The 23,661-nt window shown below is 66.5% G+C and carries 16 protein-coding genes; 9 read left to right on the top strand and 7 right to left on the bottom strand.

Annotation, left to right across the window (positions count from 1 at the left end; genetic code table 11):
• Positions 1–2 precede the first annotated feature (2 nt).
• Positions 3–881 carry a MipA/OmpV family protein gene (locus ACEN9G_RS17455; RefSeq protein ID WP_413338303.1) on the bottom strand — a complete coding sequence of 293 codons (879 nt, stop codon included), beginning with the start codon at positions 879–881 and terminating at the stop codon, positions 3–5.
• Positions 882–1,092: 211 nt separating this feature from the next.
• Here ACEN9G_RS17455 and ACEN9G_RS17450 point away from each other — a divergent pair, with 211 nt between their 5' ends.
• Complete coding sequence (locus ACEN9G_RS17450; RefSeq protein WP_413338302.1) at positions 1,093–1,965, top strand: sulfurtransferase; 873 nt, start codon at positions 1,093–1,095, stop codon at positions 1,963–1,965.
• A gap of 87 nt (positions 1,966–2,052) precedes the next feature.
• Here the strand turns inward: ACEN9G_RS17450 and ACEN9G_RS17445 are convergent, their stop codons facing one another.
• The 6 genes from ACEN9G_RS17445 to ACEN9G_RS17420 all read right to left on the bottom strand — a co-directional run bounded on the left by ACEN9G_RS17445 (position 2,053) and on the right by ACEN9G_RS17420 (position 12,004).
• Positions 2,053–2,622 carry a DUF4214 domain-containing protein gene (locus ACEN9G_RS17445; protein WP_413338300.1) on the bottom strand — a complete coding sequence of 190 codons (570 nt, stop codon included), beginning with the start codon at positions 2,620–2,622 and terminating at the stop codon, positions 2,053–2,055.
• A 232-nt stretch (positions 2,623–2,854) separates the two neighbouring features.
• Positions 2,855–4,192 carry a TolC family outer membrane protein gene (locus ACEN9G_RS17440; RefSeq protein ID WP_413338298.1) on the bottom strand — a complete coding sequence of 446 codons (1,338 nt, stop codon included), beginning with the start codon at positions 4,190–4,192 and terminating at the stop codon, positions 2,855–2,857.
• Between the two features lie 2 nt (positions 4,193–4,194).
• Positions 4,195–5,577, bottom strand: a complete 1,383-nt coding sequence (locus ACEN9G_RS17435; protein ID WP_413338296.1) for an HlyD family type I secretion periplasmic adaptor subunit — start codon at positions 5,575–5,577, stop codon at positions 4,195–4,197.
• Positions 5,577–7,379: a type I secretion system permease/ATPase gene (locus tag ACEN9G_RS17430; protein WP_413338294.1), complete on the bottom strand. Its 1,803-nt coding sequence runs from the start codon at positions 7,377–7,379 to the stop codon at positions 5,577–5,579. The genes ACEN9G_RS17435 and ACEN9G_RS17430 overlap by 1 nt, the downstream gene beginning before the upstream one ends.
• A 371-nt stretch (positions 7,380–7,750) precedes the next feature.
• Entirely contained in the window at positions 7,751–10,456 is a 2,706-nt protein-coding gene (locus ACEN9G_RS17425; protein ID WP_413338292.1) for a DUF4214 domain-containing protein, read from the bottom strand.
• Between the two features lie 219 nt (positions 10,457–10,675).
• A complete protein-coding gene (locus ACEN9G_RS17420) occupies positions 10,676–12,004 on the bottom strand; it encodes a FecR family protein (protein ID WP_413338290.1) in 1,329 nt (442 codons plus the stop codon).
• A gap of 201 nt (positions 12,005–12,205) precedes the next feature.
• Between ACEN9G_RS17420 and ACEN9G_RS17415 the strand changes: the two genes are divergently transcribed.
• The 8 genes from ACEN9G_RS17415 (at position 12,206) to ACEN9G_RS17380 (ending at position 23,582) form a co-directional block, all read left to right on the top strand.
• Positions 12,206–14,011: a CHASE2 domain-containing protein gene (locus tag ACEN9G_RS17415; RefSeq protein WP_483126792.1), complete on the top strand. Its 1,806-nt coding sequence runs from the start codon at positions 12,206–12,208 to the stop codon at positions 14,009–14,011.
• Positions 14,008–15,276 (top strand): tetratricopeptide repeat protein, encoded by a 1,269-nt coding sequence (locus ACEN9G_RS17410; protein WP_413343385.1) that lies wholly within the window; start codon positions 14,008–14,010, stop codon positions 15,274–15,276. Before ACEN9G_RS17415 ends, ACEN9G_RS17410 begins: the two co-directional genes overlap by 4 nt.
• A 33-nt stretch (positions 15,277–15,309) precedes the next feature.
• On the top strand, positions 15,310–15,636 hold the full coding sequence (locus tag ACEN9G_RS17405; RefSeq protein WP_413343387.1) for a VanZ family protein: 327 nt from the start codon (positions 15,310–15,312) through the stop codon (positions 15,634–15,636).
• 7 nt (positions 15,637–15,643) lie between these two features.
• Entirely contained in the window at positions 15,644–16,423 is a 780-nt protein-coding gene (locus tag ACEN9G_RS17400; RefSeq protein WP_413343389.1) for a Crp/Fnr family transcriptional regulator, read from the top strand.
• 101 nt (positions 16,424–16,524) lie between these two features.
• Complete coding sequence (locus ACEN9G_RS17395; protein WP_413343391.1) at positions 16,525–17,325, top strand: ABC transporter permease; 801 nt, start codon at positions 16,525–16,527, stop codon at positions 17,323–17,325.
• Positions 17,325–18,545, top strand: a complete 1,221-nt coding sequence (locus tag ACEN9G_RS17390) for an ABC transporter ATP-binding protein (RefSeq protein WP_413343393.1) — start codon at positions 17,325–17,327, stop codon at positions 18,543–18,545. Before ACEN9G_RS17395 ends, ACEN9G_RS17390 begins: the two co-directional genes overlap by 1 nt.
• Positions 18,542–19,849, top strand: coding sequence for a class I SAM-dependent methyltransferase (locus ACEN9G_RS17385; RefSeq protein ID WP_483126791.1), 1,308 nt, complete (start codon positions 18,542–18,544; stop codon positions 19,847–19,849). Before ACEN9G_RS17390 ends, ACEN9G_RS17385 begins: the two co-directional genes overlap by 4 nt.
• The gene (locus ACEN9G_RS17380; RefSeq protein ID WP_483126790.1) at positions 19,833–23,582 is read left to right on the top strand and encodes a glycosyltransferase; all 3,750 of its coding nucleotides are present in this window, start codon (positions 19,833–19,835) and stop codon (positions 23,580–23,582) included. Before ACEN9G_RS17385 ends, ACEN9G_RS17380 begins: the two co-directional genes overlap by 17 nt.
• The last annotated feature ends 79 nt before the right edge of the window (positions 23,583–23,661 follow it).

The raw sequence follows: 23,661 nt of genomic DNA, 5'->3' as shown, positions 1-23,661 counted from the left end.
TCTCAGAACGCGTAATTGATGGCCCCGCCGAACACCCACTGGTTCGAACTCCCGCGCCGGTCCACGATGGGGCTGTCCTTCGCATCCCCCAGCAGCCGCTCATAGCGCCCGGCCAGGGTCACGCCCCAGTGCCGGTCGAACTGCGACGACAGCTGGAACGGGACCCGGATCGACATCAGCCCGCCCTCGGCCTGGTACGGCGTGCCGCCCCGCTCCGGGAACGCGGCGAGATCCGCACCGTTGATGCCGAAATACCGGTCCGCGAAATGGTCGCTCGCGAAAAACAGGCTGAAACCGGCCGAGCCAAGCACCGGCCGCCCGGCGATGCCTTGTGGAAACGGATAAAAATACGTCGCCTTGATGCTGCCCGTGGCGCCCGTGTACAGGTTGTTCGTGTTCCACGCGACGTCGCCGCTGAACACGATCTTGTGCAGCGGGTCGCCGGCCATCGGCATGTCGTAGCTGGCAAAGATGCCGAGCTCGGACGCGGCCGGGATCCGGCGCATCTGGCGCACGACGGCATCGTCGACGTCCGTGTCGCGCGTCGGCCGTGCCCGGTAGAGGAAGCCGGCCCTCAGGCTCTTCAGCTGGGCAAACGTCTCCGGCAGGTTCATATTGGACGGCAGCACGTTCAGCCTGACCTCGGGCCCGATCACGCGCAACCACATGCCATTGCCGAAGTTCGCGTGGAGGAAACCCGCGCCTTCGGGATGGTAGTCCTCGGAGCCGGGGAAGTCCGGTAGCCCGAACGCACCCGCCCCCACCATATTGACTTCCTGCGGCATCTCGACCGGGATCACTTCCTGCGCGCCCGCGTGCGCCGCGAACAGGAGGGCGCCGGACACCGCGAGACCGGCCTTGAACAACGTTGGCTTCGTCATGATTCACCCCTCGATGAAAGATGCAAACCATCCTAAGGGGAGACGTCAATACGGCTGTTTGCGGCGGCTCATATGCGCCAGCGAACTTTTATGAAGATTAACTGTCGAGCCAAGCGGGGCAGCATGCTGTCTGTGGTGCTGCCGCCACGCATGGCACTGCGGCTGGCTTATAATAGAGGGCTTCATTCCACGCTCCTCCGCTTTAACGATCATGCACGTCAATATCGCCGCCTACAAGTTCGTCACCCTCGACAACCTCGAAGAATTGCGCCCGCAATACCAGGCGAAGTGCAACGAGCTGGGCCTGAAGGGCACCGTCCTGCTGACGCCGGAGGGCATCAACATGTTCGTGTCCGGCCCGCGCGCGGAGATCGACCAGTACCTCGCCTGGGTGCGCAGCGACGCCCGCCTGGCCGACCTGGAGTGGAAGGAAAGCGTGTCGACCGAACAGTCGCACCGCCGCATGCTGGTTCGCATCAAGAAGGAAATCATCACGATGCGCATGCCGCTGATCAAGCCGGAACTGGGCCGCGCGCCCTCCGTGGCGCCGAAGACGCTCAAGCGCTGGCTCGACCAGGGCCATGACGACGACGGCGTCCCGGTCGTCATGATGGAAACCCGCAACGCGTTCGAAGTCGACGTCGGCACGTTCGACAACACGCTCGACTACCGCATCGACAAGTTCAGCGAATTCCCGGACGTCGTCGAGAAACACAAGGACGAGCTCAAGGGCAAGACCGTCGTGACGTTCTGCACGGGCGGCATCCGTTGCGAAAAAGCCGCGATCCACATGCAGAACATCGGCTACGACCGCGTTTATCAACTCGACGGCGGCATCCTGAAGTATTTCGAGGAAGTGGGCGGCGACCACTACACGGGCGACTGCTTCGTGTTCGACTACCGTACCGCCCTCAATCCGAAGCTGGAACCGACGGAAACCGTGCAATGCTTCGCGTGCCGTGCCGTCGTGACGCCGCGTCAGCAGCTGGCGCCGGAGTATGTGGTCGGCAAATCGTGCCCGCATTGCGCGGGTGGCAAGGCAACGGTCGAATCCGCCGCCGGGGACGCCGCGGCCGCGCAATAAAAAACTCCCGCTCGATACTGCAGCGGGAGCCGGCACGTTTCGGTTCACGATCGCGTCTTGCGCAAAGTGCGTGCCATCCACACCGATTCAAGCCACGAAATGCGGCGCTTCGACGCCCTGGGCGCTGCCCACGATCTGGGCGATATTGGCATCGATGACGCCCGGGTCGCGCGCCATGGCGGCGCTGGCGAGGTCGACGATCGAGTCGATCAGGCCCGCCGAGATGTCGAACGCCTTCGGTCCCATGTAGGCCGAGATCTCGGCCGCAGTGTCGAGGTGGTTCGTGTACTCGACGGCGACGGCGAGGCGGCCGTTGAACACGACACTGTCGGCATTGTGCGCCGTCTGCGCCGCCTTGACCATCTCGCTGACCACGTGCTCGATGCTGAGGATGTGGTTGTCGAGGGCGTCGGTCCAGAATTTCACGCCTTCCGCATCGCCTTCGCGGCCAAACATGTTGTGGTACACCGCTTCCACCACGTCGTGGTTGCTCTTGCCGCCGTAATTCGCCTGGTATTCAGCCGACGTCGCGAAGTCGTGCTGGATCTGCGTGATCACGTTCGGATCCTGGTTCATGGCGCTGACCCAGAAGTTCAAGCCTTCCGGATCCGCGGGACGTCCGAAATATTCCACGTACAGCTTCTGAATCTCACTCACATTGTCAGCCATCGCTGCCTCCATGTAACGGTTGTGAATTCATGCTACATGAATTGATGGACGGGAGGCGCACCGAACTCAGGCGCAACAGACTGAGTTCCTCATGGATAGTATTTCTTAAGAGAAGTAACTGCTTACATTACGGAGTGTAATTGTTACTTCTCGGATAGCCAACAAAAAGGCCCGCTGCGCGGAACGCAGCGGGCCTCGTGCATGCAGGGCAGAAAAAGTGTCAGCGGAAGTATGCCGCCACTTCGCGCACATCGCTGTCACCGAGCGTGCCGGCCGCGGCGCGCAGGCGCAGCAGGCCGAGCAGGTAGGAATAGCGCGCCTGGGCGAGATCGCGCTGGCTCGAGTACAACTGTTGCTGGGCATTCAGCAGGTCGAGATTGATGCGCACGCCGCCCTTGATGCTCTGCTCGGTGGCGACCATCAGCTCCTTGCCGGACGCGACGGCCTTTTCCAGCGCCGTGACCTTGGCCACGCTGTTCTGCACGAGGTCGTACGCCTTGCGCAGTTCGACCAGCACCTGGTTCGTGCGGTTGTCCAGGTCGGACTGGGCGCGGTTCCAGTTGTCGGCGGCCTGGCGCGTCTGCGCGCTGATGGCGCCGCCCTGGTAGATCGGGATGTTCACCTGCACGCCGATCGTGCGGTTCACGGAGTTCTGCTGGTAAGTCTGCAGCGACGCCGAGTCGTCCTTGCTGTACGCCGCAATGAAATCCACGCGCGGCGCGTGGCCCGCCTTGTTGCGCTGGATCTCCAGGCGCGCGTTCTCGACGCCGAGGCGTGCGGACAGCAGTTGCGGATTGTGCGCGAGCGCGATGCTGCGCCACTCGTCCATCGACGCGGGCTTCAGCGGCTGGAAGTGGAAATTCGTCCCGAGCTTGTCGAGCGTGCCGGGCTCCATGCCGATCACGCCGGCCAGCGTGTCGCGCATGGCCTGGGCGTTATCCTGCGTTTCCACCAGCTGGGCTTCGGCGAGGTCGAACCGCGCCTTGGTCTCGAGCATGTCGGTCTTGGTGCCCTCGCCTTTTTCGAACAGGCGCGCGTTGACCTTCATCTGCTCCTGGTACATATCGCGCTGCACGCGCGCGAGCTCCACCTGGTCTTCGGCGAACAGGGCATCGGCATAGGCGCCGACGACGCGCAGGATCACGTCGTTCGTATCCGCCTCGAACTGCTGGGCACCCTGCTTCGCCTGGACCTTGCCCTGGCGGTAGCGCACGACGCCGTCCAGGTTCAGGATCGGCTGGCGCACCTGGATGGCGGACGACCGGCTGATGTAGCGCGGGTGGCTCGGAAACCACATCTGGGCTTGCGACGAATACTGGTTGAGGTCCGCCACGTTGCGGTTCGCCGAATAGCTGGCCGACACCTGCGGCAGCAGGTTCGACCGCCCGAGGATCTCGTTTTCCTTCGCCGATTCCTTCTCGAAGTAATGCATGCGGTACTGCGGATCGTTCTTCAGTGCCGCCTCGTAGGCCTGTTGCAGGCTGATCGCGCCCGCGTTGCCGGCGGCCAGCGCCAGCAGTGCGGCCGCGGCCACGGCCGTCCTGATCGCTCGCGCCATCGTCATTCCTCGCTCATCGACGAATGGGCACGGTCGAAGACCGGCTTGAGCAGGTAGCTCATCATCGTGCGCTCGCCCGTCTTGACGAACAGTTCCGCCGGCATGCCGGGGCGGATGGCCATGTGGTGGGCGGCGATCATCTTCGCGCCTTCCGGCGTCACCTTCACGCGCACCTTGTAGTACGGGACGCCCGTGTGCTCGTCGACGCTGCGGTCGGCGGACACCGTCTCGACCTCGCCCGGGATGCGCGGCGTGCGGTTGGCATTAAAGGCCGAGAAGATCAGCTCGGTCGGCAGGCCCTTGTGCACCTTGTCGACCAGGTTGACGGCCAGCTGGCCTTCGACGATCAGCGGATCGTCGGCCGGCACGATGTCCATCATCTTGAAGCCCGGCGGCACGACGCCGCCGTTGGTGAACACGGCGAGGTTGACGACGGTGCCGTCGACCGGCGCCTTGACGTCGACGTTCGACAGTTCGAATTGCTGGGCGCTCATGCGCGCGCCCTGGGCTTCGGCCTCTTTCTGCGTCTCGCTCAACTGGGTGCGCACTTCCTTCTGGTAGTCCTGCACGCGCTGCGCCTTGCGCAGGGTCAGTTCCATCACCTGGCGCTGGGCGCGGCCGATGTTGCCGATGTCTTCCGAGATCTCGCCCTGCAGCTGGGCATAGGTGCGCTCCAGGTCCAGCAGGCGGTTGCGGGCGACGTAGCCATCCTTCGCCAGGTCGCGCATGCCCGCGAGCTGTTCCTTGAGGAAGCCCATCTGGGCCTTCTTGCTCTCGCGGCCTTCCTGCAGGCCCTGGATCTGCAACTTGAGGCCGGCGATGTTCTCGTCCACGCCGCCCAGCTCGCTCTGCAGCGACGCCTGGCGCGAGGCCAGCAGCTGGGTTTGCAGGGTCATCGTCTCGGCCACGCGCGGATCGCCGGCGCGCTTCGTCAGCTCGTCCGGGAAGCGGATGGTCTTCGCGCCGGCCTGCTCGGCCAGCAGGCGCGCCTCGGTGGCGCGCGCGTTGAGGTACTGGGCCTCGGTGATGTCGTAGCCGGCCTTGGCGGTGACGCCGTTCATGCGGACGAGCACCTGTCCCGCCTTCACGACGTCGCCATCCTTGACGAGGATTTCCTGGATGGTGCCGCCGGTCTGGTGCTGCACGGCCTTGCGGTTCGATTCCTTCGCGACCGTGCCGGACATCGGCACGCCCTTGTCGAGCGGCGCGAACGCGGCCCACAGCAGGAAACCGACGACGCCGAGCAGGACGATGAGCCAGCCCAGGCGCGCATAGGCGCGCGCGTCGGTGTTGACGGTCAACGGCTCGACGTCATGGGTGATGACTTCGGTGGCCGCGGGCTTGCCCGCTTCCTTGTGCGCATCGTTGTGTTTCACGAGCTTCATTATTTGCTTCCTTGTTCCGTCGTTGCGGGCGCCTGCTGCATGGCCTGGGCACGCGCCTGCGCGGCCTGCTGGGCGGCCTGCTGCTGGGCGGCGGCCTGCTGTTGCGCCGCCTTCTGGTTCGCTTCCTGGAGGGCGGCCAGCACCTGGTCGGTCGGGCCGAACATCTGGCCGACGCCGTCGCGCATCACGAGCAGCTTGCTGGTGGCGCCGATGATGCTGGTGCGGTGCGTGATCAGGACGATCGTCTTGCCGCGCCGGCGCAGGTCGAGCACGGCCTGCACGAGCGCCTGTTCGCCGATCTCGTCGAGATTCGAATTCGGTTCGTCGAGGACGATCAGCGCCGGATCGCCGTACATGGCGCGGGCCAGGCCCAGGCGCTGCTTCTGGCCGCCGGACAGGCCGGCGCCGGCGTCGCCCAGCGGCGTGTCGTAGCCTTTCGGCAGGTGCAGGATCATGTCGTGCACGCCCGCACGCTTGGCGGCCTCGACCACTTTTTCCGGATCGACTTCGCCGAAGCGGGCGATGTTGTCGCTGACGGTCCCGCCGAACAGTTCGATGTCTTGCGGCAGATAGCCGATGTTCGGGCCCAGTTCGCCCTTGTTCCAGCTGTAGATGTCGGCGCCGTCGAGGCGCACCTTGCCGCCCGCGGCCGGCCAGACGCCCACCAGCAGGCGCGCCAGCGTCGACTTGCCGGAGCCGGACGGACCGACCACGCCGAGCGCGTCGCCCGGCGCGATGGCGAACGACAGGCCGCGCACGACGGCCTGCGCCGCGCCCGGCGGCGCCGCGGTGACGCCTTCGACCGTCAGGATGCCTTCCGGCTTGGGCAGTTCCATGCCGGCGCTGCGCTCGGGATTACCGTTCAGCAGCTCGGCCAGGCGGCCGTAGGCGCTGCGGGTACTGGCCCACGATTTCCACACGGCGATCACCTGCTGCACGGGCGCCAGCGCGCGGCCCACGAGAATGGACGCGGCGATCATCATGCCCGGGGTGATGCGGCCGTCGATCGCCAGCAGCGCGCCGAAACCGAGCACGCCGGACGTCAGCGAGGACTGGACGAACTTGGTGATGGCGCCGACGACGCCGGCCTTCTGGCTGGCATCCGCCTGCAGGTTCAGGAAGCGGCTGTGCAGCTTGAACCAGCGGCTCATCAGGTTGGGCAGCATGCCCATCGATTCGATGACTTCGGCGTTGCGCAGGTTGTTGGTCGCCAGCGTGCCGGCCATGATCGCCATGGTGTTGGCTTCGCTGAGCGGCGCGCGCGACAGTTTTTCGTTGACGACGGCCAGCACGATCAGCACCGCGGTACCGCACAGCGCGAACAGGCCGAGCCAGGGCTCGAAGAAGAAGATGACGATCAGGTAGATCGGGAACCACGGCGCGTCGAAGAACGCGAACAGCGCGTTACCGGTCAGGAACTGGCGCAGGTTCGTCAGGTCGTTGAGCGCCTGCCCCGCGTTGCCGCCCGCCTTCTTGAGGTTCTGCTCGAAGGCCGCCGTGTAGACGCGCTTGTTCAGCATCATGTCGAACTTGGCGCCCACGCGCACGAGCACGAAGCTGCGCATCATTTCCAGCGCCGAGAGCAGCAGGAAGCCGCCGAGCATGATCAAGGTGAGCATGAGCAGCGTGACCCCGTTGCGGCTCGCCAGCACGCGGTCGTAGACCTGCAGCATGTACAGCGAAGGCACGAGGGCCAACAGGTTCGTGATGGCACTGAACGTGCCCACGGTCACGAAGGTGCTCTTGAAGCTGCGTAGCGCGAGCTCGATCTCGTTCTTGGGTTGGGATTGTTTGTTGTTCATCTTCAGGCCGTCGTTGAGGTGCTTGATGGATGGAAATATCCAATATCAAGCAGACGCGACATTATCGCCTAAAAGATCGAGAAAATGTGACGAGGATCACATTTTAATAACGAGTTTGATTAAATCTCGGAGAGGTTGGGCCGCTACGTTGGTAACAACAGACAAAACACAAAGGGCCACGCTTTGCAGCATGGCCCCTGAAGGACATGGTTGGCTCCGGGACCGGTGCGTGTTATCCATCCGGCCGACACCCAGCAGATATGCTCCGCATTCGACAGCACTACAGAAGTCGCGACAACCGTTCCGCCGAACCCGCCCTGCCCTTGTCATTCAGTGCCATCCGCCGGAGCGGATGGCAACCGAAGCATCGATTAGACGATGAAGAAGTGGTCGGTGCCAGCGTCTTCGGCGAAGTTCTTGATGCCGGTGATGCCAGCCAGCTGGACCAGCGTGTCGGTCGCGCCGCCCTGGACGAACACGTAGGAGTTACCCAGGTATTCGAACACAACAGCGGAGCCAGCGACGGTAGCGGCGCCGTCAGCCAGGCCGACAGCATCAGCCAGGGTCGACGGGCCGGCGCCGGTGAAGCTCAGCACGCCCTTCGAGATCTGGCCGCCATCGGCAGCAACGGTACCCGAGAACGACAGCACGTCGGCGTCGGCGATCGCGGCCTTCTTGGCGTCCGCGTCCGAACCGACGGCAGCGGCGGCCGTCTTCTCGAAGCCCGAGATCGACTCGAAATTGCCGGTGCCGGTCGTCGAAGCGCTGGTGATGGTGATCATGTCAGCGCCCGAGCCCAGCTTGATGGTGCCGCCGTTGACGACGTCAGCCAGCGAAGCGGTCAGGCCACCGGTTGCAGCCGATGCGTCGATCGTTACCAGCTTGGCTGCGTCAACCGAGTCGATCACCAGTTTGCTTGCGCCGGTCACGGTGAGCGTGGTCAGCTCAGCGCCGTCCAGCGCCAGGTGGTTTTCGGCGTTCGCGCCGCCCGAGGTGACAGCGACGGTCGTCGCTTTCGCAGCGGACAGGGTCAGTGCGGCGACGTTGTCGGCACCGGCAGCTTTCGTTGCGCCGACGAACGACGAGTCGAACACGACTTTCACGCCTTTGGCGTTGATGGCGTTGACAGCTGCGTCAGCATCGAAAGCATTGGTGGTGGCAGCGTCGCCCGACTCGTCCTTGTCCAGCGTGATGGTCAGATCGCCAGCGACCTTCTGCGTGATGCTCAGCGCATTGTGGAAATCGGTGTCGCCGGTGACGCGGTAGCCCACGCCCGCACCCACGTTCAGCAGGGCAGCGTTGGTACCGACGTCGCCCGAAGCGACGATTTCGGTGACGGTGTTCTTCAGCGACAGGATGTCGATGTCCAGGCCTTTGTTCAGGCCCTTGGCATCGAATGCGTCGAAGTTGCTGAAGGCACCCACGTTGGCCGAACCCACCAGGTTCAGCAGCAGGGTGTCGCTGCCAGCGCCGGCGTCGATCTTGTCGCTCGCGCCGATAGCCACGGTCGAGGTGAAGGTGTCGTTGCCTGCGCCCAGGTCGACGTTCAGCGCGCCGGTGTTGCGGGCGGTGACGTTCACGGTGTCGTTGCCGTCACCAGCGGTGATCGTCACGATGCCGTCGCCCGATGCGTTGACGGTGATCTTGTCGTTGCCTGCGCCGGTGTTGACGGTGGCGTTGGTCTTGTCCTTGACGGTTGCGGCGGCCAAGGTCACATCGTCGTTACCCGAACCGGTCTTGATGGTGGCAACGGTCGTTGCGCCGGTGTAGGTGATGGCGCCGGTGCTTGCGCTGGCGTCGACCGCGGTGACTGCCTTGCCGGTGCCGTTGTTGTTGACCGTCAGGTTGGCGGCAACAGCGGTGTTGACCATCACCGTCTGGACGTCCTTACCGCCGGTGATGTTCAGATCGATGCTGCCTTTGACGACGGTGCCGCCCACGATGACCGTAGCCAGCGCGCCCGCATCGGTGTTAGCCTTCACGGTCACGTCAGCGCCTTCCGCTGCCTTGTCCAGAGCGATGGTTGCGGTAGCAGCAGCGTCAGCGGCAGTGACGGTCACGCCGGCAGCAGCCAGGCTGTGGAAGCCAGCGGTCGTGGTTGCAGCCAGATTGGTGACGTTGGCAGCAGCACCGGTCTGCCACAGGGCGGTCACGCCGACGTATTTCGAAGCATCGGTCAGGTCGATATCAGCAGCAGCGCCGGTGTTGAAGATGTTGACGGTTTCGATGTTCTTGATCGTGGCGCTGGCCGGGATCGAAGCGTTATAGGTACCGTCGGTGTAGATGTTCAGCGTGTCCTTGCCTGCGCCGCCATCGATCGAGTCGAATGCGCTCAGAGTGTTTGCATCTTCAGAGTTAGCGTTCACATTCAGCGCGTTGAACACGTCGTTGCCGCTCGTGCCGACCAGCGCATCGACGCCCGAGGTCACGGAGAAGGTCGTGCCATTGACGACATTACCCAGCTTTTCGATGGTGTCGTTGATGTTGGCCTGGTATGCGGTCACGTCGGTGCTGCTGTTCACGCCCAGCAGCAGCGCACGTGCGGCTGCAGCGGCTGCGTCGCCGGCGAACGAGGTGATCTCGGCCGGGGTGTCCAGTGCGGTCGTGAAGGCGGTGGCGACGGCCAGCTTGTGCTGCACGGTCAGTGCGTCCAGCTTGCCCTGGTCCGACGTGTTGGTCAGTGCTGCCTGGGTGATGGCGGCGGCGGCGTTGGCCTTGGTCAGTTCGCCGGTGGTGATGGCGTTGACCCAGAAGTCGAAGCCGGATTTGTCGGCGTCACGGCCCAGGACGTTCTGGTAGATGGCGTTGACGAATTTGCCGATGCCGATCTGGCTGTTGTCGTTGCCGTACAGGGCAACCGATTCAGCCGACGAGTTGAAGCTGTTCACCAGTTGGGACAGGGCCGTGGTGCCTGCCTTGTCGGCCTGCACAGCAGCTTGCACTTTAGCAAAGTCCGTCGGTGCGCCCATCTTGTCGAGGGCTGCCGAGAAATTCTGCAGGCCATAGTAGTCGGCCGGACGGCCGAAGTACGAAACGTACAGTTGCTGCACTACGCTGGTGTAGTCTTGTGCTGCCATGATGTGAAATCCTTTAAAGATTGTGGTTTAAACCGAAGTCTGCTACCGGTTCGCGTGCCGAGATACGGAACGCTATTTGCAGAACTGCGAAGTATATTGCCAGACCACCAAAGTAACGTTGTGACAGCCATCACAAAGCTACGAATTTTTACTTCATTAATACAATTTATTTACACGTTATTTCCGATACTCACGCATTTCCACGCGGTGGCGGTATTTTCAGCGCCCCCACAGCGTGGCGCCGCTGACGGTAATGCCGGGCGTGGCGGAATTCTTGAAGATATAACCCGCCTGTTCGGCGTTCGAACCGCCCAGATAGCCGCGGATGATGGTGGGCGAGCCGATTCCCTCATACAGCATCCCCTTGTCGGTAATCACGCCGTTACCGATGACGTCGGCACGATCATTTCCCGCTCTCACGTCCAATGACGTGGAAAACGTTCTTTTGGAAAAGTCCATACTCAACTGCCCTGACTGGATATTGGCAGGGCGGTCGCCGATGCTATTCGACATGATCGCTTCGCCACTCATCAATTTGAATGCGGCCGTGCCGTCCCTCGGAAGTACAAGCTCCGAATTTTTTACGCGGGTAATGGCATACGGCGCGTAATACGTGGCAATTTCCACATCCGGATCGCCGATACGCCCCGGTTGTGCCGGCAGGCCGGCGAGCGCCTGCCAGCGGCCCCAGAAGATCTCCGGCGGCGACGGCGGCAACGGTTTCGGCGGCGCCGGGTCGTTGATCACGACGGGCGGCGGCGTGACGACCGGCGGCGGGTTGTTCGACGCCGGCGGGGGCGTCACGGGACGCGCGCTGTTCAACGACTGCTCGGACCGCTGCGGATCGAGGTTGACCTGGGCCGCCGGCGTCGCCGACAGCGCCTGCTTGGCGGCGGGTTCGTCGCTGCGCGGCTTTTCCGTCTGGTCCGGCGCCAGCGCCGGGTTCTGCAGCAGCTGCGGCACGCTGGTGCCGCGCTCCACCTGCAGCAGCAGGCCCGCCTGGGCGGCAAACAGTTCGCGTGCGCTGCGGCCCTCGCAGGGGCCCGTGCCCGCGGCCGTGCAGTTGGCGCCGAAACCGCTCATCACGACGCCGCCGGACAGCACGGTCACGCGGGTGGTCTGCTGGTCGGTGTACACGGTGAAGTCGGTCCCGCGCACGCCGATCGCGGCGACGGGCGTGTTGAAGCGGAAATTCTGCCGCGCCTGCTTGACGCCCTGGCCGGAAATCGCCCGCGCCACGCCCTGCAGGAGCTCGAGCTTGACCTGCGTCTTCGACGGATCGGCCTTGTCGATCGAATACGTGACGACGCGCGCCGTACTGTTCGGGCGCAGGATCAGGAAACCGTTGTCGACGGTCTTCATATAGATATAGCCGTCGGCGCCGGTCGACAGTTCGTCGCCCTCGCCCACCGCGGCATCGACGGCGGCGGCGTGGCGGCCGACTTGGGCCTGTCCGGCAGTGAATACGACACGCCCGGCCTCGGCGGCGTACGCCATGTCGACAAGCGACCACATCAGGCCGGCGGCCAGGGCGAGTTTTTTCAGCATAGAGTCCTCCATAACTAGCATTGTCCTGACGCAAATGCTAAAGTCTGTGACCGTCGTCACAAGTAACGATTGTTGCACTGAGGATTGGTTCAAGCAACATATAATTCCAGACTAACAAGCAGTTATACTTCGACATTCGCCAGCGTCCTGCGCCCTTCGTCTTCTTTATTGATGAGATTTCCCGGTTTCCTGCGTACCACCTTGCGCGATACAGGCGTCCTGCGCGGCCTGATCGCGCTCGTGGCCCTGGCCATCGGGGGCTGGCTGCAGTGGCATGACGGCCCCGCTTTCACGGCCGCGGCCAACGAATGGTTGCGCGACAAAACCATCCAGTTGCAGGCGAAAACGGCACCGGAACGGCGCGTGCTCGTGATCGACATCGACGAAAGCAGCGTCGCGCAGCTGCCGTGGCCGTGGCCCCGCGCGCGCATCGCCGACCTGGTCGAACTGGTGCTGGCGGACGGCGCCCGCGGCGTCGCACTGGACGTCCTGCTCGAGAAACCGGCCGATACGTCCGGCGACATGCGCCTCGCCATGCTGGCGAGCCACGGCCCCGTCGTGCTGGCCCAGATGTTCGACTACCTGCACGACGCCGCGCCCCTCGCGAGCGGCCGGCTGATCGGCGGCCTGCCTGCCCGGGCAGCGGCCGGCACCCCGAGCGCGCACGGCTACCTGGCCAACCACGCGACATTCGCAGTGGCGCGTCACGCCGGCAACATAGGCGTGCTGCCCGACGCGGACGGCACCTTGCGCCGCCTGCCGATGCGGACCATGTACCAGGGCCAAGTCTATCCTACGCTCTCGCTCGCCTTACTCGAATGTTGCGGCGCCGCGACAGCCGCCGTGCCGCCGGTGCGCCCGGTGGAGCGCATCCCCTATTCCCGCGCCTGGTCGGCGTACGACGTCGTCAAGGCGCGCGACGTGCTCGCGGGCCGGATGCCGCCCGGCATGGCGCGCGACCGGCTGGTGCTGATCGGCTCGTCCTCGCTGAGCCTGGGCGACCGCATTTCCACGCCGCTGGGCGCCTCCAGCGCCGGCCTGCTGGTCCACGCGTCGATGCTGACGTCGCTGCTGGACCGCCAGCAGGGTCGCGCGCCCGCGCCGCTGCCCGGCCGCGCCATCGCGTTCGCCTTCACGCTGGCGGTCGTGCTGCTGACGGGCTATACGCTGCCCCGCATGGCCGCGGCCGCGAATGCGTTGCTGCTGGGCGCGAGCGCGTTCGTGTGGCTCGGCGTCGTGTGGCTGCTGGCGCCGCGCGATCCCGTCTTCGCGCCGGCGGCGCCGCTGTTCTGCTGCCTGTACCTGCTCGCCGTCGCGGTGCCGTTTCAATGGGAACTGGCGCAGCGCCGTTCGCGCCAGCTGCTGGGGACGCTGCGCCAATACGTGGCCGGCGCCGTCGTCGACGAACTGCTGCGCAGCGACCTGCAGGACCCGCTCGCGCCGCGCCGGCTCGAGGTGACGACCCTGGTGGCGGACATGGAAGGCTATACGGGCCAGGTCGAGTCGCTGTCGCTGGAAGACGCGTCGCGCCTGACGACGGAATTCCTCGACTGCCTGACGCGTCCCGTGCTGGAGCATCGCGGCACGCTCGACAAATACACGGGCGACGGCCTCGTCGCGTTCTGGGGCGCGCCGCTGCCGGACGACGACCACGCCGATCTCGCCCTGGACGCCGCCGCCAGCATCCTGCGCGAAGTGGCGCACTTCTCCGCGCTACGCGTCGCCAACGGCAAGCCGGCGCTGCGCGTGCGCATCGGCATCGAAAGCGGCACCGCGATGGCCGGCGACTACGGCACGGCCGCGCGCAGCATCTATACGGCGGTGGGCGACAGCGTGAACACGGCCGCGCGCCTGGAACAAGCCGCACGCGACTACCCGCACGACGTGATCATCGGCGAAGGCACGGCGTCGCGGGCGCGCCGCCACCGCCTGCTGCCGCTGGGCGAGCGCCAGCTGCGCGGCAAGGAGCGGTCGCTCCGCATCTATACGCTGGAGCGCAACGCATGAGGCGCCTGACCATGTGCGCCGCGCTGGCCGCGGCGCTGTCGTCGTGTCTTGCCGCCGGCACGGTCCGCGCCCAGCAAGCGCCGTTCGCCATCGCCGCCGAGCCGGCCCGGCCGGGCGACCTGTACGCCGCGGCGCTGCTGGCCCTGGGCGAAGGCCGCCTCGAGGAAGCCGCCGCCCTGCTGCAGCGCGTCCTCGAGCGCGAACCGCGCCATGCCGGCGCGTGGCTCGACCTCGCCATCAGCCAGTGCGAACTGGGCAACGCGGCGGAGGCGGAACGCCTGTTTTCCAGCCTCGAACAGCGCATGGCCGTGCCGGCCGGCATCGAGGACGTGATCGCGCGCTACCGCGCCACCGGCTGCGGCAAGGCGCCGGTGCGCAGGGGCGGCGTCTGGCTGCTGGCCGCCACGCGCGGGCACGACGACAACGTCAACCAGGGCGCGAGCGATCCGCGTTTCACGATCGGGACGGGCAGCACCCGGACGGAATACCAGCTCGACCCGTCCTCCCTGCCCCGGGCCGACGATTTCAGCCAGCTGGCCGCGTCCTGGCTGCGACCGCTCGGCGAGGCGGACGGCGACGTCATCGTCCAGGCGTACACGCGCCGGCACGACAGCGTCCGCGCGCAAGACACCGCCTCCGTGCTGGCCGCCGTCGAACACACGTGGAAACCGTTCGCCTGGCGGCTGCGCGGCACCGCGGCGACCGGCTACGTGACGCTCGACGGCACCCTGTACCAGCGCCAGCAGCAGATCCAGGCGCGCCTGGCGCCGCCGCCGGCGCGGCTGGCACCCGGGGTCGAGTTCGCGGCCATGGCGAACTACAGCCATGTCGCGTATCCGACACGCCCGGCCTACGACGGCAACACGGTGGAAATCGGCGGCATCTTCGGCTATCGCAGCGAATTCGGCCTGACCCAGGCCACGCTGACCCGGCTGCACGACGCCAGCGCGGCGGACCGTCCCGGCGGCGACCGCAAGGGCTGGTTCGGCAACCTGCAATGGTCCGGCGAGGTGACCAGCCGCCTGGGCCTGGAAGCAGGACTGAGCCACCAGATGTGGCAAAGCAGCGAGATCTATTCCCCCAACCTGATCGACAAGCGCCGGCGGCAGGACACGACGACGGTACGTGCCGCCGGCCAGTGGCTGCTGCGGCCGCACACCAGCCTGGTGCTGGAATGGCGCGGCACGTTCAATCGCGAGAACATCTCGCTGTTCCAATATAATAGTCGGGCTCTGCAGCTAAGTCTGCGATGGGATAATTTCTGACGCCGGGATTCGGTGTACAAGCAATCGACCGATATGTCCTGGGAACTGATCGTCTTCCTGGCTGCCGCAGCCGCGGTTGTCCTTGGCTGCCTGCTGCCGGCGCGCTGGCTGCCGTTATTGCCACACGACAAACTACTGCACTTCATCGCGTTTGCCGGACTGAGCGCGCTCGCGCTGCATATCGAACCCGCATGGCCCCGGCGCGCGGTCTGGCTGCTGGGGTTGCTGGTGGCGGGACTGGCGATCGAATTGCTGCAAAAAATGGTGCCCGGACGCAGTTTCTGCTGGCGCGACATGGGCGCCAACACGGCAGGCATCCTGGCCGCCGCCCTGGTTTTCGGACTGTTACAAGTGATCTGAGACGCGAATGACATCGTCGAGCAAACGTAAGAACGAGACGGACAACGACATCGTCCCGAAGGAGCTGGTGCCGGATCCGGCCGCGGCCGCCAACGAACCGGCGCCGCAGGAAGTCAACGTGCACATCCACCTGCGCAAGATCCCGCTGCTGGCCAACCTCAGCGAGGAGCACATGCAGCGGGTGAAGTCCGACCTGCGCATCCGCCAGTACGCCAAGCGCGAGATCGTGCTGCAAAAAGGCGCGGCCGGCGACAGCCTGTTGTTCCTGCTGACGGGCTCGCTGCAAGTCGTCGACGTCACGGAAGACGGCCGGGCGATCGGCCTGCGCCTGCTGCAACCGGGCGACTTCTTCGGCGAAATCGCCGTCATCAACGGCTCGATGCGCTCGGCGTCCGTCGTGGCGCTGTCGTCCGTGCTGGTGGCATTGCTGCCGCGCGCGACGGCGCTGTACCTGTTTTCCCACTCGCCGCCGGTTGCGAACCAGATGCTGCGCTTTTTGGCCGAGAAAGTGCAGCGCGACTCGGAATTCCGCGCCCTGCTCAGCATCCACAACACGTCGCGCCGCATCTACACGTTCCTCAACCTGCTGAAGGAGCAAAAGGACGGCAACGTGCAGGTCGTGGAAAACCTGCCGACGCACCAGGACATCGCCAACATGATCAACACGAGCCGCGAAACGGTGACGCGCGCCCTGCTCACGCTCGCCCAGCAAGGCATCATCGAAAAAGGCACGCACCGCATCATCATCGTCAAGCCGGACGCGCTGCAAAAACTCATCGACGGCTGACGTTCGCCGGCATTCGTAACAATTGGTAAGACGTAAATTAGCGACCTGCAACATGTTATAATCAACAACTTACCATCCGGTTTTCCTCCTTTCGTCTCCCTATGATTTCCCGTTCCATGCTGGGTGGCGTCTGGCGCTATCGCGGCTTCATCGCGGGTAGCGTGCGCCGCGAATTCCAGGCCAAGTACCGCAATTCCCTGCTGGGCGCCGCGTGGACCATCCTGAATCCCCTCGCGATGATCGTCGTGTACACCGTCATCTTTTCGCAGGTGATGGGCACGCGCCTGCAGGGCAGCACCGGCCACTTCGCGTACAGCATCTACCTGTGCGCGGGCGTGCTCACGTGGGGCCTGTTCGCCGAGATCACGTCGCGCGGCCAGAATGTCTTCCTCGAAAACGCCAACCTGATCAAGAAGCTGCAGTTTCCCCGCATCTGCCTGCCGATCGTCGTCGTGCTCAACGCGCTGGTCAATTTCGCGATCATCTTCGGCCTGTTCACCGTCTTCCTCGCCGTCAGCGGCTCGTTCCCCGGCTGGCAGTACCTGGCGCTGGTGCCCGTGCTCGGCGTGCTGGTGCTGTTCGCGATCGGCCTGGCCATGATCCTGGGCGTGCTGAACGTGTTCTTCCGCGACGTCGGCCAGTTCTTCGCGATCGTGCTGCAGTTCTGGTTCTGGTTCACGCCGGTCGTCTATCCCGCCACGGCCCTGCCCCAGGACATCCGTCCGCTGCTGGCCTGGAACCCGATGGCGGCCGTCGTGCAGGCCTGCCAGGGCATCCTGCTGGACGGCCGGCTGCCGCATTGGAAAGGCCTGCTGCCGGTCACGGTGCTGGCGCTGCTGTTCTGCGCGCTGGGGATGCACCTGTTCCGCAAGCGCGCGGGCGAAATGGTGGATGAACTGTAATGGGCGCGATCCGAGTCGAAAACCTGGGCAAGGCCTATAAACAGTACGGCAACCGCTGGAGCCGGCTGGCCGAATGGATCCTGCCCGGCAACCAGCCGCGCCACAAGCTGAAGTGGGTCCTGCAGGACATCAGCTTCGAACTGGCGCCGGGCGACGCCGTGGGCATCATCGGCATCAACGGCGCCGGCAAGAGCACGCTACTCAAGCTGATCACCGGCACGACGCAGCCGACCACGGGCGGCGTGGCGATCAGCGGCCGCGTGGCCGCGCTGCTCGAACTGGGGATGGGCTTCCACCCCGATTTCACGGGCCGCCAGAACGTCTTCATGGCGGGCCAGCTGCTGGGCCTCGGCGTGCACGAGCTCGAGGAACTGATGCCGCAGATCGAGGCGTTCGCCGAGATCGGCGACTACATCGACCAGCCCGTGCGCGTGTACTCGTCCGGCATGCAGATGCGCCTCGCGTTCAGCGTGGCCACCGTGCGCCGGCCGGACGTGCTGATCGTCGACGAGGCGCTGTCCGTCGGCGACGCCTACTTCCAGCACAAGAGCTTCGACCGCATCCGCGAATTCCGCAAGCAGGGCACGACCCTGCTGATCGTCAGCCACGACCGCGCCGCGATGCAGTCGATCTGCGACCGCGCGATCCTGCTCGACGGCGGGCGCCTGGCCAAGCAGGGCACGCCCGAGGAAGTGATGGACTACTACAACGCGCTGATCGCCGAGCGCGAAGGCACGACGGTGGAACAGGTGCGTACGCCGGAAGGCCGCGTCCAGACCACGTCCGGCAACGGCCACGCGAACGTCGTCGACGTCGCGCTGGAAAACGAGGAAGGCCGGGTGCTGGAAGTGCTGAACGTGGGCGTGCCGGCCACCCTGCGCATCCGCGTGCGCGTGAACAAGCCGCTGCCGCGCCTCGTGCTGGGCTACATGATCAAGGACCGCCTGGGCCAGCAGATCTTCGGCACCAACACGCACTTCCTCGACCACCCGCTGACGGACCTCGCGGCCGGCGAAACCATCGACTACCGCTTCCGCTTCCCGCTCAACCTGGGACCGGGCAGCTATTCGATCACCACCGCCCTGACGAGCAACGAAACCCATCTGGCCGACAACTACGAATGGCGCGACCTGGCGGCCATCTTCATGGTCATGAACATGAACCGGCGCGAGTTCGTGGGCAGCAGTTGGCTGGAGCCGCAAGTGGAGATCCGGCGATGAGCCAGACATCGTTCTACCGCGCCTTCGAAGACCGCTACCGCGGTTCGCGCGACACCATCAAGGAGCGGCTGCGCGCCTACGCTCCCTTCACCGATCCCCTGCTGCAGCAGGGCGCGCCGGCCGTCGCGCTCGACCTGGGCTGCGGCCGCGGCGAATGGCTGGAGCTGCTGGGCGAAAGCGGCTTCGAGGCGCGCGGCGTGGACCTCGACGAGGGCATGCTGGCGGCGTGCCGCGAACGCGGCCTCGCCGCGCGGCACGGCGACGCGCTGGCCGCGCTGCGCGCCCAGCCGGACGCCAGCCTGGCGCTCGTCTCGGCCTTCCACCTCGTCGAGCACCTGCCGTTCGACCTCGTGCGCGAACTGATCGCCGAAGCGCTGCGCGCACTGCGTCCGGGCGGCCTGCTCGTCATGGAGACGCCGAACCCGGAAAACCTGACGGTCGGCGCCACCAGCTTCTATCTCGATCCCTCGCACCTGCACCCGCTGCCCCCGGGCCTGCTCGGCTTCGCGGCCGAACACGCGGGCTTCGCGCGCCAGCGCATCGTGCGCCTGCAGGAAGATCCGCAACTGCGCACGGGCGCGCCGGTGGGCCTGATCAACGTGCTCGAAGGCGTCAGCCCCGACTACGCCGTGGTCGCACAGAAGGCCGCCGACCCGGACGCGTTGGCCCGCTTCGACGCCGCCTTCTCCGCCCGCAGGGGCATCACGCTGGGCCAGCTCGCGCTGCGCTACGAAGACCAGCTGGCCGGCCGCGACGCCGAGATCCACCACATCCTCGCCCGCGTCGAACGGCACGGCACCGACCTCGCGCAGCAGCTGGCGAGCGCCCAGGCGCAGGCGCAGGAACTGCACCACGCGCTGGCGCGGCTGGACGAGCGCATCGGCCGGGCCGAGGCGCATGCGGCCGAGATGTCGCAGCGCGTCGTCGATCTGTTGTCGAGCACCTCGTGGCGCATCACCGAACCGCTGCGGCGCGCGATGACGCTCGCCCTCCGCCTGCGCAGCGCGCAGCGCGAAGGCCGCATCGGCAGCGGCATCAAGACGCGCGTAAAGGGCCTGGTGCGCAGCGCCGGCGGCGCCGTGCTGCGCCGTCCTGGCATGAAGCGCGCCGCGCGCGCCGTGCTGCGCAAGGTGCCGGCGCTGGAAGCCCGCCTGTACACGCTCATGCTGGACAACAGCGGCGCCGCGCGCGTGCGGCTGGACGACGAACCGGGCGAGCTGTCGCCGCGCGCCGCGCGCGCGTACCGCCAGCTGCGCCAACTGAAACAGGAACAAGCAAGGATGAACGATGCGGATCGTCATTGATCTCCAGGGCGCCCAGTCCGAAAGCCGCTACCGCGGCATCGGCCGCTATTCGCTCGCGCTGGCGCTGGGCGTGGCGCGCAATGCCGGCAGCCACGAGGTCTGGCTCGTGCTGAACGCCGCCCTGGGCAGCGCCATCGACGACATCCGCCAGGCATTTGCCGGCCTCGTGCCGCCGCAGCGCATCTGCGTGTTCGACATCGTCGGCCCGACGGCCGAATCGCATCCGCACAACGGCCCCCGCGCGCGCGCGTCCGAGCTGCTGCGCGAACACGCGATCGCCCAGCTGCGCCCGGACGCCGTCCTTGTCACGAGCCTGTTCGAAGGCTATGTGGACGATGCGGTCGTCTCGATCGGCCGCCTGGCGGATGGCGCGTCCACCGCGGCCGTCCTGTACGACCTGATCCCGTTCCTGAACCCGGACAAATACCTGGCCCAGCCGGAACAGCGCCACTACTACGAGCGCAAGATCGCCTCGCTGCGCCAGGCCGGCCTGCTGCTGGCGATTTCCGACTACTCGCGCCAGGAAGCCATCGACGCGCTGGGCCTCGATCCGGCGCGCGTCGTCTCGATCTCGACGGCCGTGGACGAGACCTTTTGCCCCGCCGCGCTCGATGCCACGCACGCGGCCGCGCTGCGCACGCGCTTCGGCATCCGCCGCGCCTACCTGATGTGCGCGCCGGGCGGCTTCGACGCGCGCAAGAACATCGACGGCCTCGTCGCCGCCTACGGCATGCTACCGCCCGTGCAGCGCGCCGCGCACCAGCTGCTCATCGCCGGCAAGATCAACGACGGCGAGCGCCAGCGCCTGCGCGACCTCGCGCGCCGTCACGGCCTCGCGCCTGACGAGATGGTCCTGACGGGTTACGTGAGCGACGCCGACCTGATCGACCTGTACCGCGGCGCCGCCCTGTTCGTGTTCCCGTCGCTGCACGAAGGCTTCGGCCTGCCGGCGCTGGAAGCGATGGCGTGCGGCGCGCTCGTGATCGGCGCCGACAGCACCAGCGTCCCGGAAGTGATCGGCAACCCGGAAGCGCTGTTCGACCCGCGCGATCCGGCCGCCATCGCGGCGCGCATCCGGCAGGTGCTCGACGATCCGGCGCTGCAGGCGCGCCTGCGCGAGCACGGCGCCGTCCAGGCGCGCAAGTTCAGCTGGGACAACAGCGCCCGCCGCGCGATCGCCGCGCTGGAAGCGCATGCGGCCGCGCCGGCGCAAGACGCGCCCGAGAAGCCGCGCATCGCCTTCCTGTCGCCGCTGCCGCCGGAACGCACGGGCGTCGCCGACTACGCCGTGCGCGTGCTGCCCACGCTGCTGCCCCACTTCGACGTGGAACTGATCGTCCACCAGGCGGAGGTGGCACTGCCGCCGGAACTCGCGCACCTGCCGCGGCATCCGCCCGCATGGCTCGACGCGCATCCGGACCGCTACCGGCACATCGTCTACCAGTTCGGCAACAGCCCGTTCCACAGCCACATGATGCCGCTGCTGCAGCGCCATCCTGGTGTCGTCGTGCTGCACGACTTCTTCCTGAGCGGCATGCTCTCGTACGAGCAGGTCACGGGCGCGATGCCGGACGTGTGGACGCGCAGCCTGCTCCACTCGCACGGCTACGCGGCCGTGCAGGCGAGCATGGCGCCGGACGGCCTCGAACGCGCCAAGCAGGACTACCCGTGCAACCTGGAGATCCTGCAGGACGCGTCGCACGTGATCGTCCACTCCGACTACGCGCGCCAGCTCGCGCGCGAGTGGTACGGCCCGGAGGCCGGCGCCGACTGGAGCCCGGCGCAGCTGCCCCGCGCCGTGCCGGCCGAGAACGACCGCATGCAGGCGCGGCGCGCGCTCGGCATCGCGGACGACGCCTTCGTCGTCTGTAACTTCGGCTTCGTCGCGCCCACCAAGCACTGCCTGGAACTGCTGCAGGCCTGGCTCGCTTCCAGCCTGCACGGCGACGCCAGTTGCCACCTCGTGTTCGTCGGCGCCAACCACGGCGGCGACTACGGCCGCCAGATGACGGACACCATCGCCGCCGCCCATGCCGGCGAACGCGTGCGCATCTCCGGCTGGACGTCGGACGACGATTATTTGCGCTGGCTGCAGGCCGCCGACCTCGGCGTGCAGCTGCGCACCAGCTCGCGCGGCGAGACGTCGGGCACGGTCCTCGACTGCATGATCTACGGCCTGCCCGTGATCATCAACGCCAACGGCGCGATGGCGGAATTCCCGCACGACGCCGTGTGGATGCTGCCGGACGTGTTTGAACAAAATGAACTCGTCGCCGCACTGGAAACGCTGCGCGCCGACGACGCGCGCCGGCTGGCGCTGGGCGCCGCCGGCTTCGCGCTGATGGGCACGCGCAACAGCCCGGAACGTGTGGGCCTGATGTACAAGGCGGCCCTCGCGCGCGATGCGCAGAAACAGCGCCACGGCCGTCCCGCGCTGCTGCGCGCGCTGCTGGCGACGCCCGGCCTCGACGACGACGACGCCCTGCTGCAGCGTCTTGCGCGCTGCATCGCGCGCGCGCCCGACCCGCTGCAGCCGCGCCAGCTGCTGCTGGACGTGACGACGATCGCGCGCCACGACCTCAAGACGGGCATCGAGCGCGTCGTGCGCAACCAGTTGCAGGAACTGCTCAGGATGCGCGCGATCGGCTGGCGCGTCGAACCGGTATACCTCGACGAGAGCGGCAGCCACCCGCAATACCGCTACGCGCGCAACTACGCGGCGCGCCTGCTCGGCATCGACCAGGTGCTGCAGGGCCCGGACCCCGTCGTGGACGTGCTGGCCGGCGACATTTATTACTGCGCCGACCATTCGCCGCATGCCGCGATGACGGCCGCGCGCAGCGGTTTGTATGCCGCCTGGCGCGCGCGCGGCGTCTCCATCAACTTCACGGTGTACGACCTGCTGCCCGTGCTGCGGCCGGAATTCTTCCCGCCCCATGCCGACGTCACGCACGCGGCATTCCTCGACTGCGTGGCGGGCGAGGCGGACCGCCTGATCTGCATCTCGCACGCCGTGTGCGACGACCTCGCCCAATGGCTGGCGACGCGCGACGCGGCGCGCCGGCCGGGCCAGCTGCTGACGGCGCTGCACCTGGGCGCGGACCTGGAACTGGAAAAGCCGCACGGGGCGCCGCGGTCGCCGGTCGCGGAACAGGTCGCAGCGCAGGTGGCATCACGTCCGAGCTTCCTGATGGTGGGCACGATCGAGCCGCGCAAGGGCCACCTGCAGGCCATCGAGGCCTTCGAGCAGCTGTGGGCCGCGGGGGTGGACGTGAACCTCGTGATCGTGGGACGCGAAGGCTGGAAGCCGCTGGCCGACGCCGACCGCCGCACGCTGCCCCGCATCATGGAACGCCTGCGCGGCAGTCCGGAACTGGGCCGCCGCCTGCTGTGGCTGGACGGCATCGACGACGACACGCTGCAGCAAGTCTACCTGGCCAGCACCTGCCTGCTGTTCCCCAGCGAGGGCGAAGGCTTCGGCCTGCCGCTGATCGAGGCGGCGCATCACGGCCTGCCGCTGCTGGCGCGCAACCTGCCCGTGTTCCGCGAAGTGGCGGGCGAGCATGCGTATTACTTCTCGGGCCTGGACGGCGCGGCGCTGGCCGACGCGGTGCGCGCCTGGCTCGCGCTGCATGCCGAGGGGCGCCATCCGGCGTCGCAAGGCATGACGTGGATGACCTGGCGCGAACAGGCGCAAGCCCTGCTGGCGCTGCTGTCCGCGCCGTCCGCCTGAGGCCGCGGCGCTCTGTGCGCATCCGTACAGAGCGCCGACCGTTGCTCCGCCAAAATGAACGGCATCCCAAGCCTTCATG

The sequence above is a fragment of the Massilia sp. Masssp94 genome (assembly GCF_059491305.1).
This window is presented reverse-complemented; position numbering and strand designations above follow the sequence as displayed.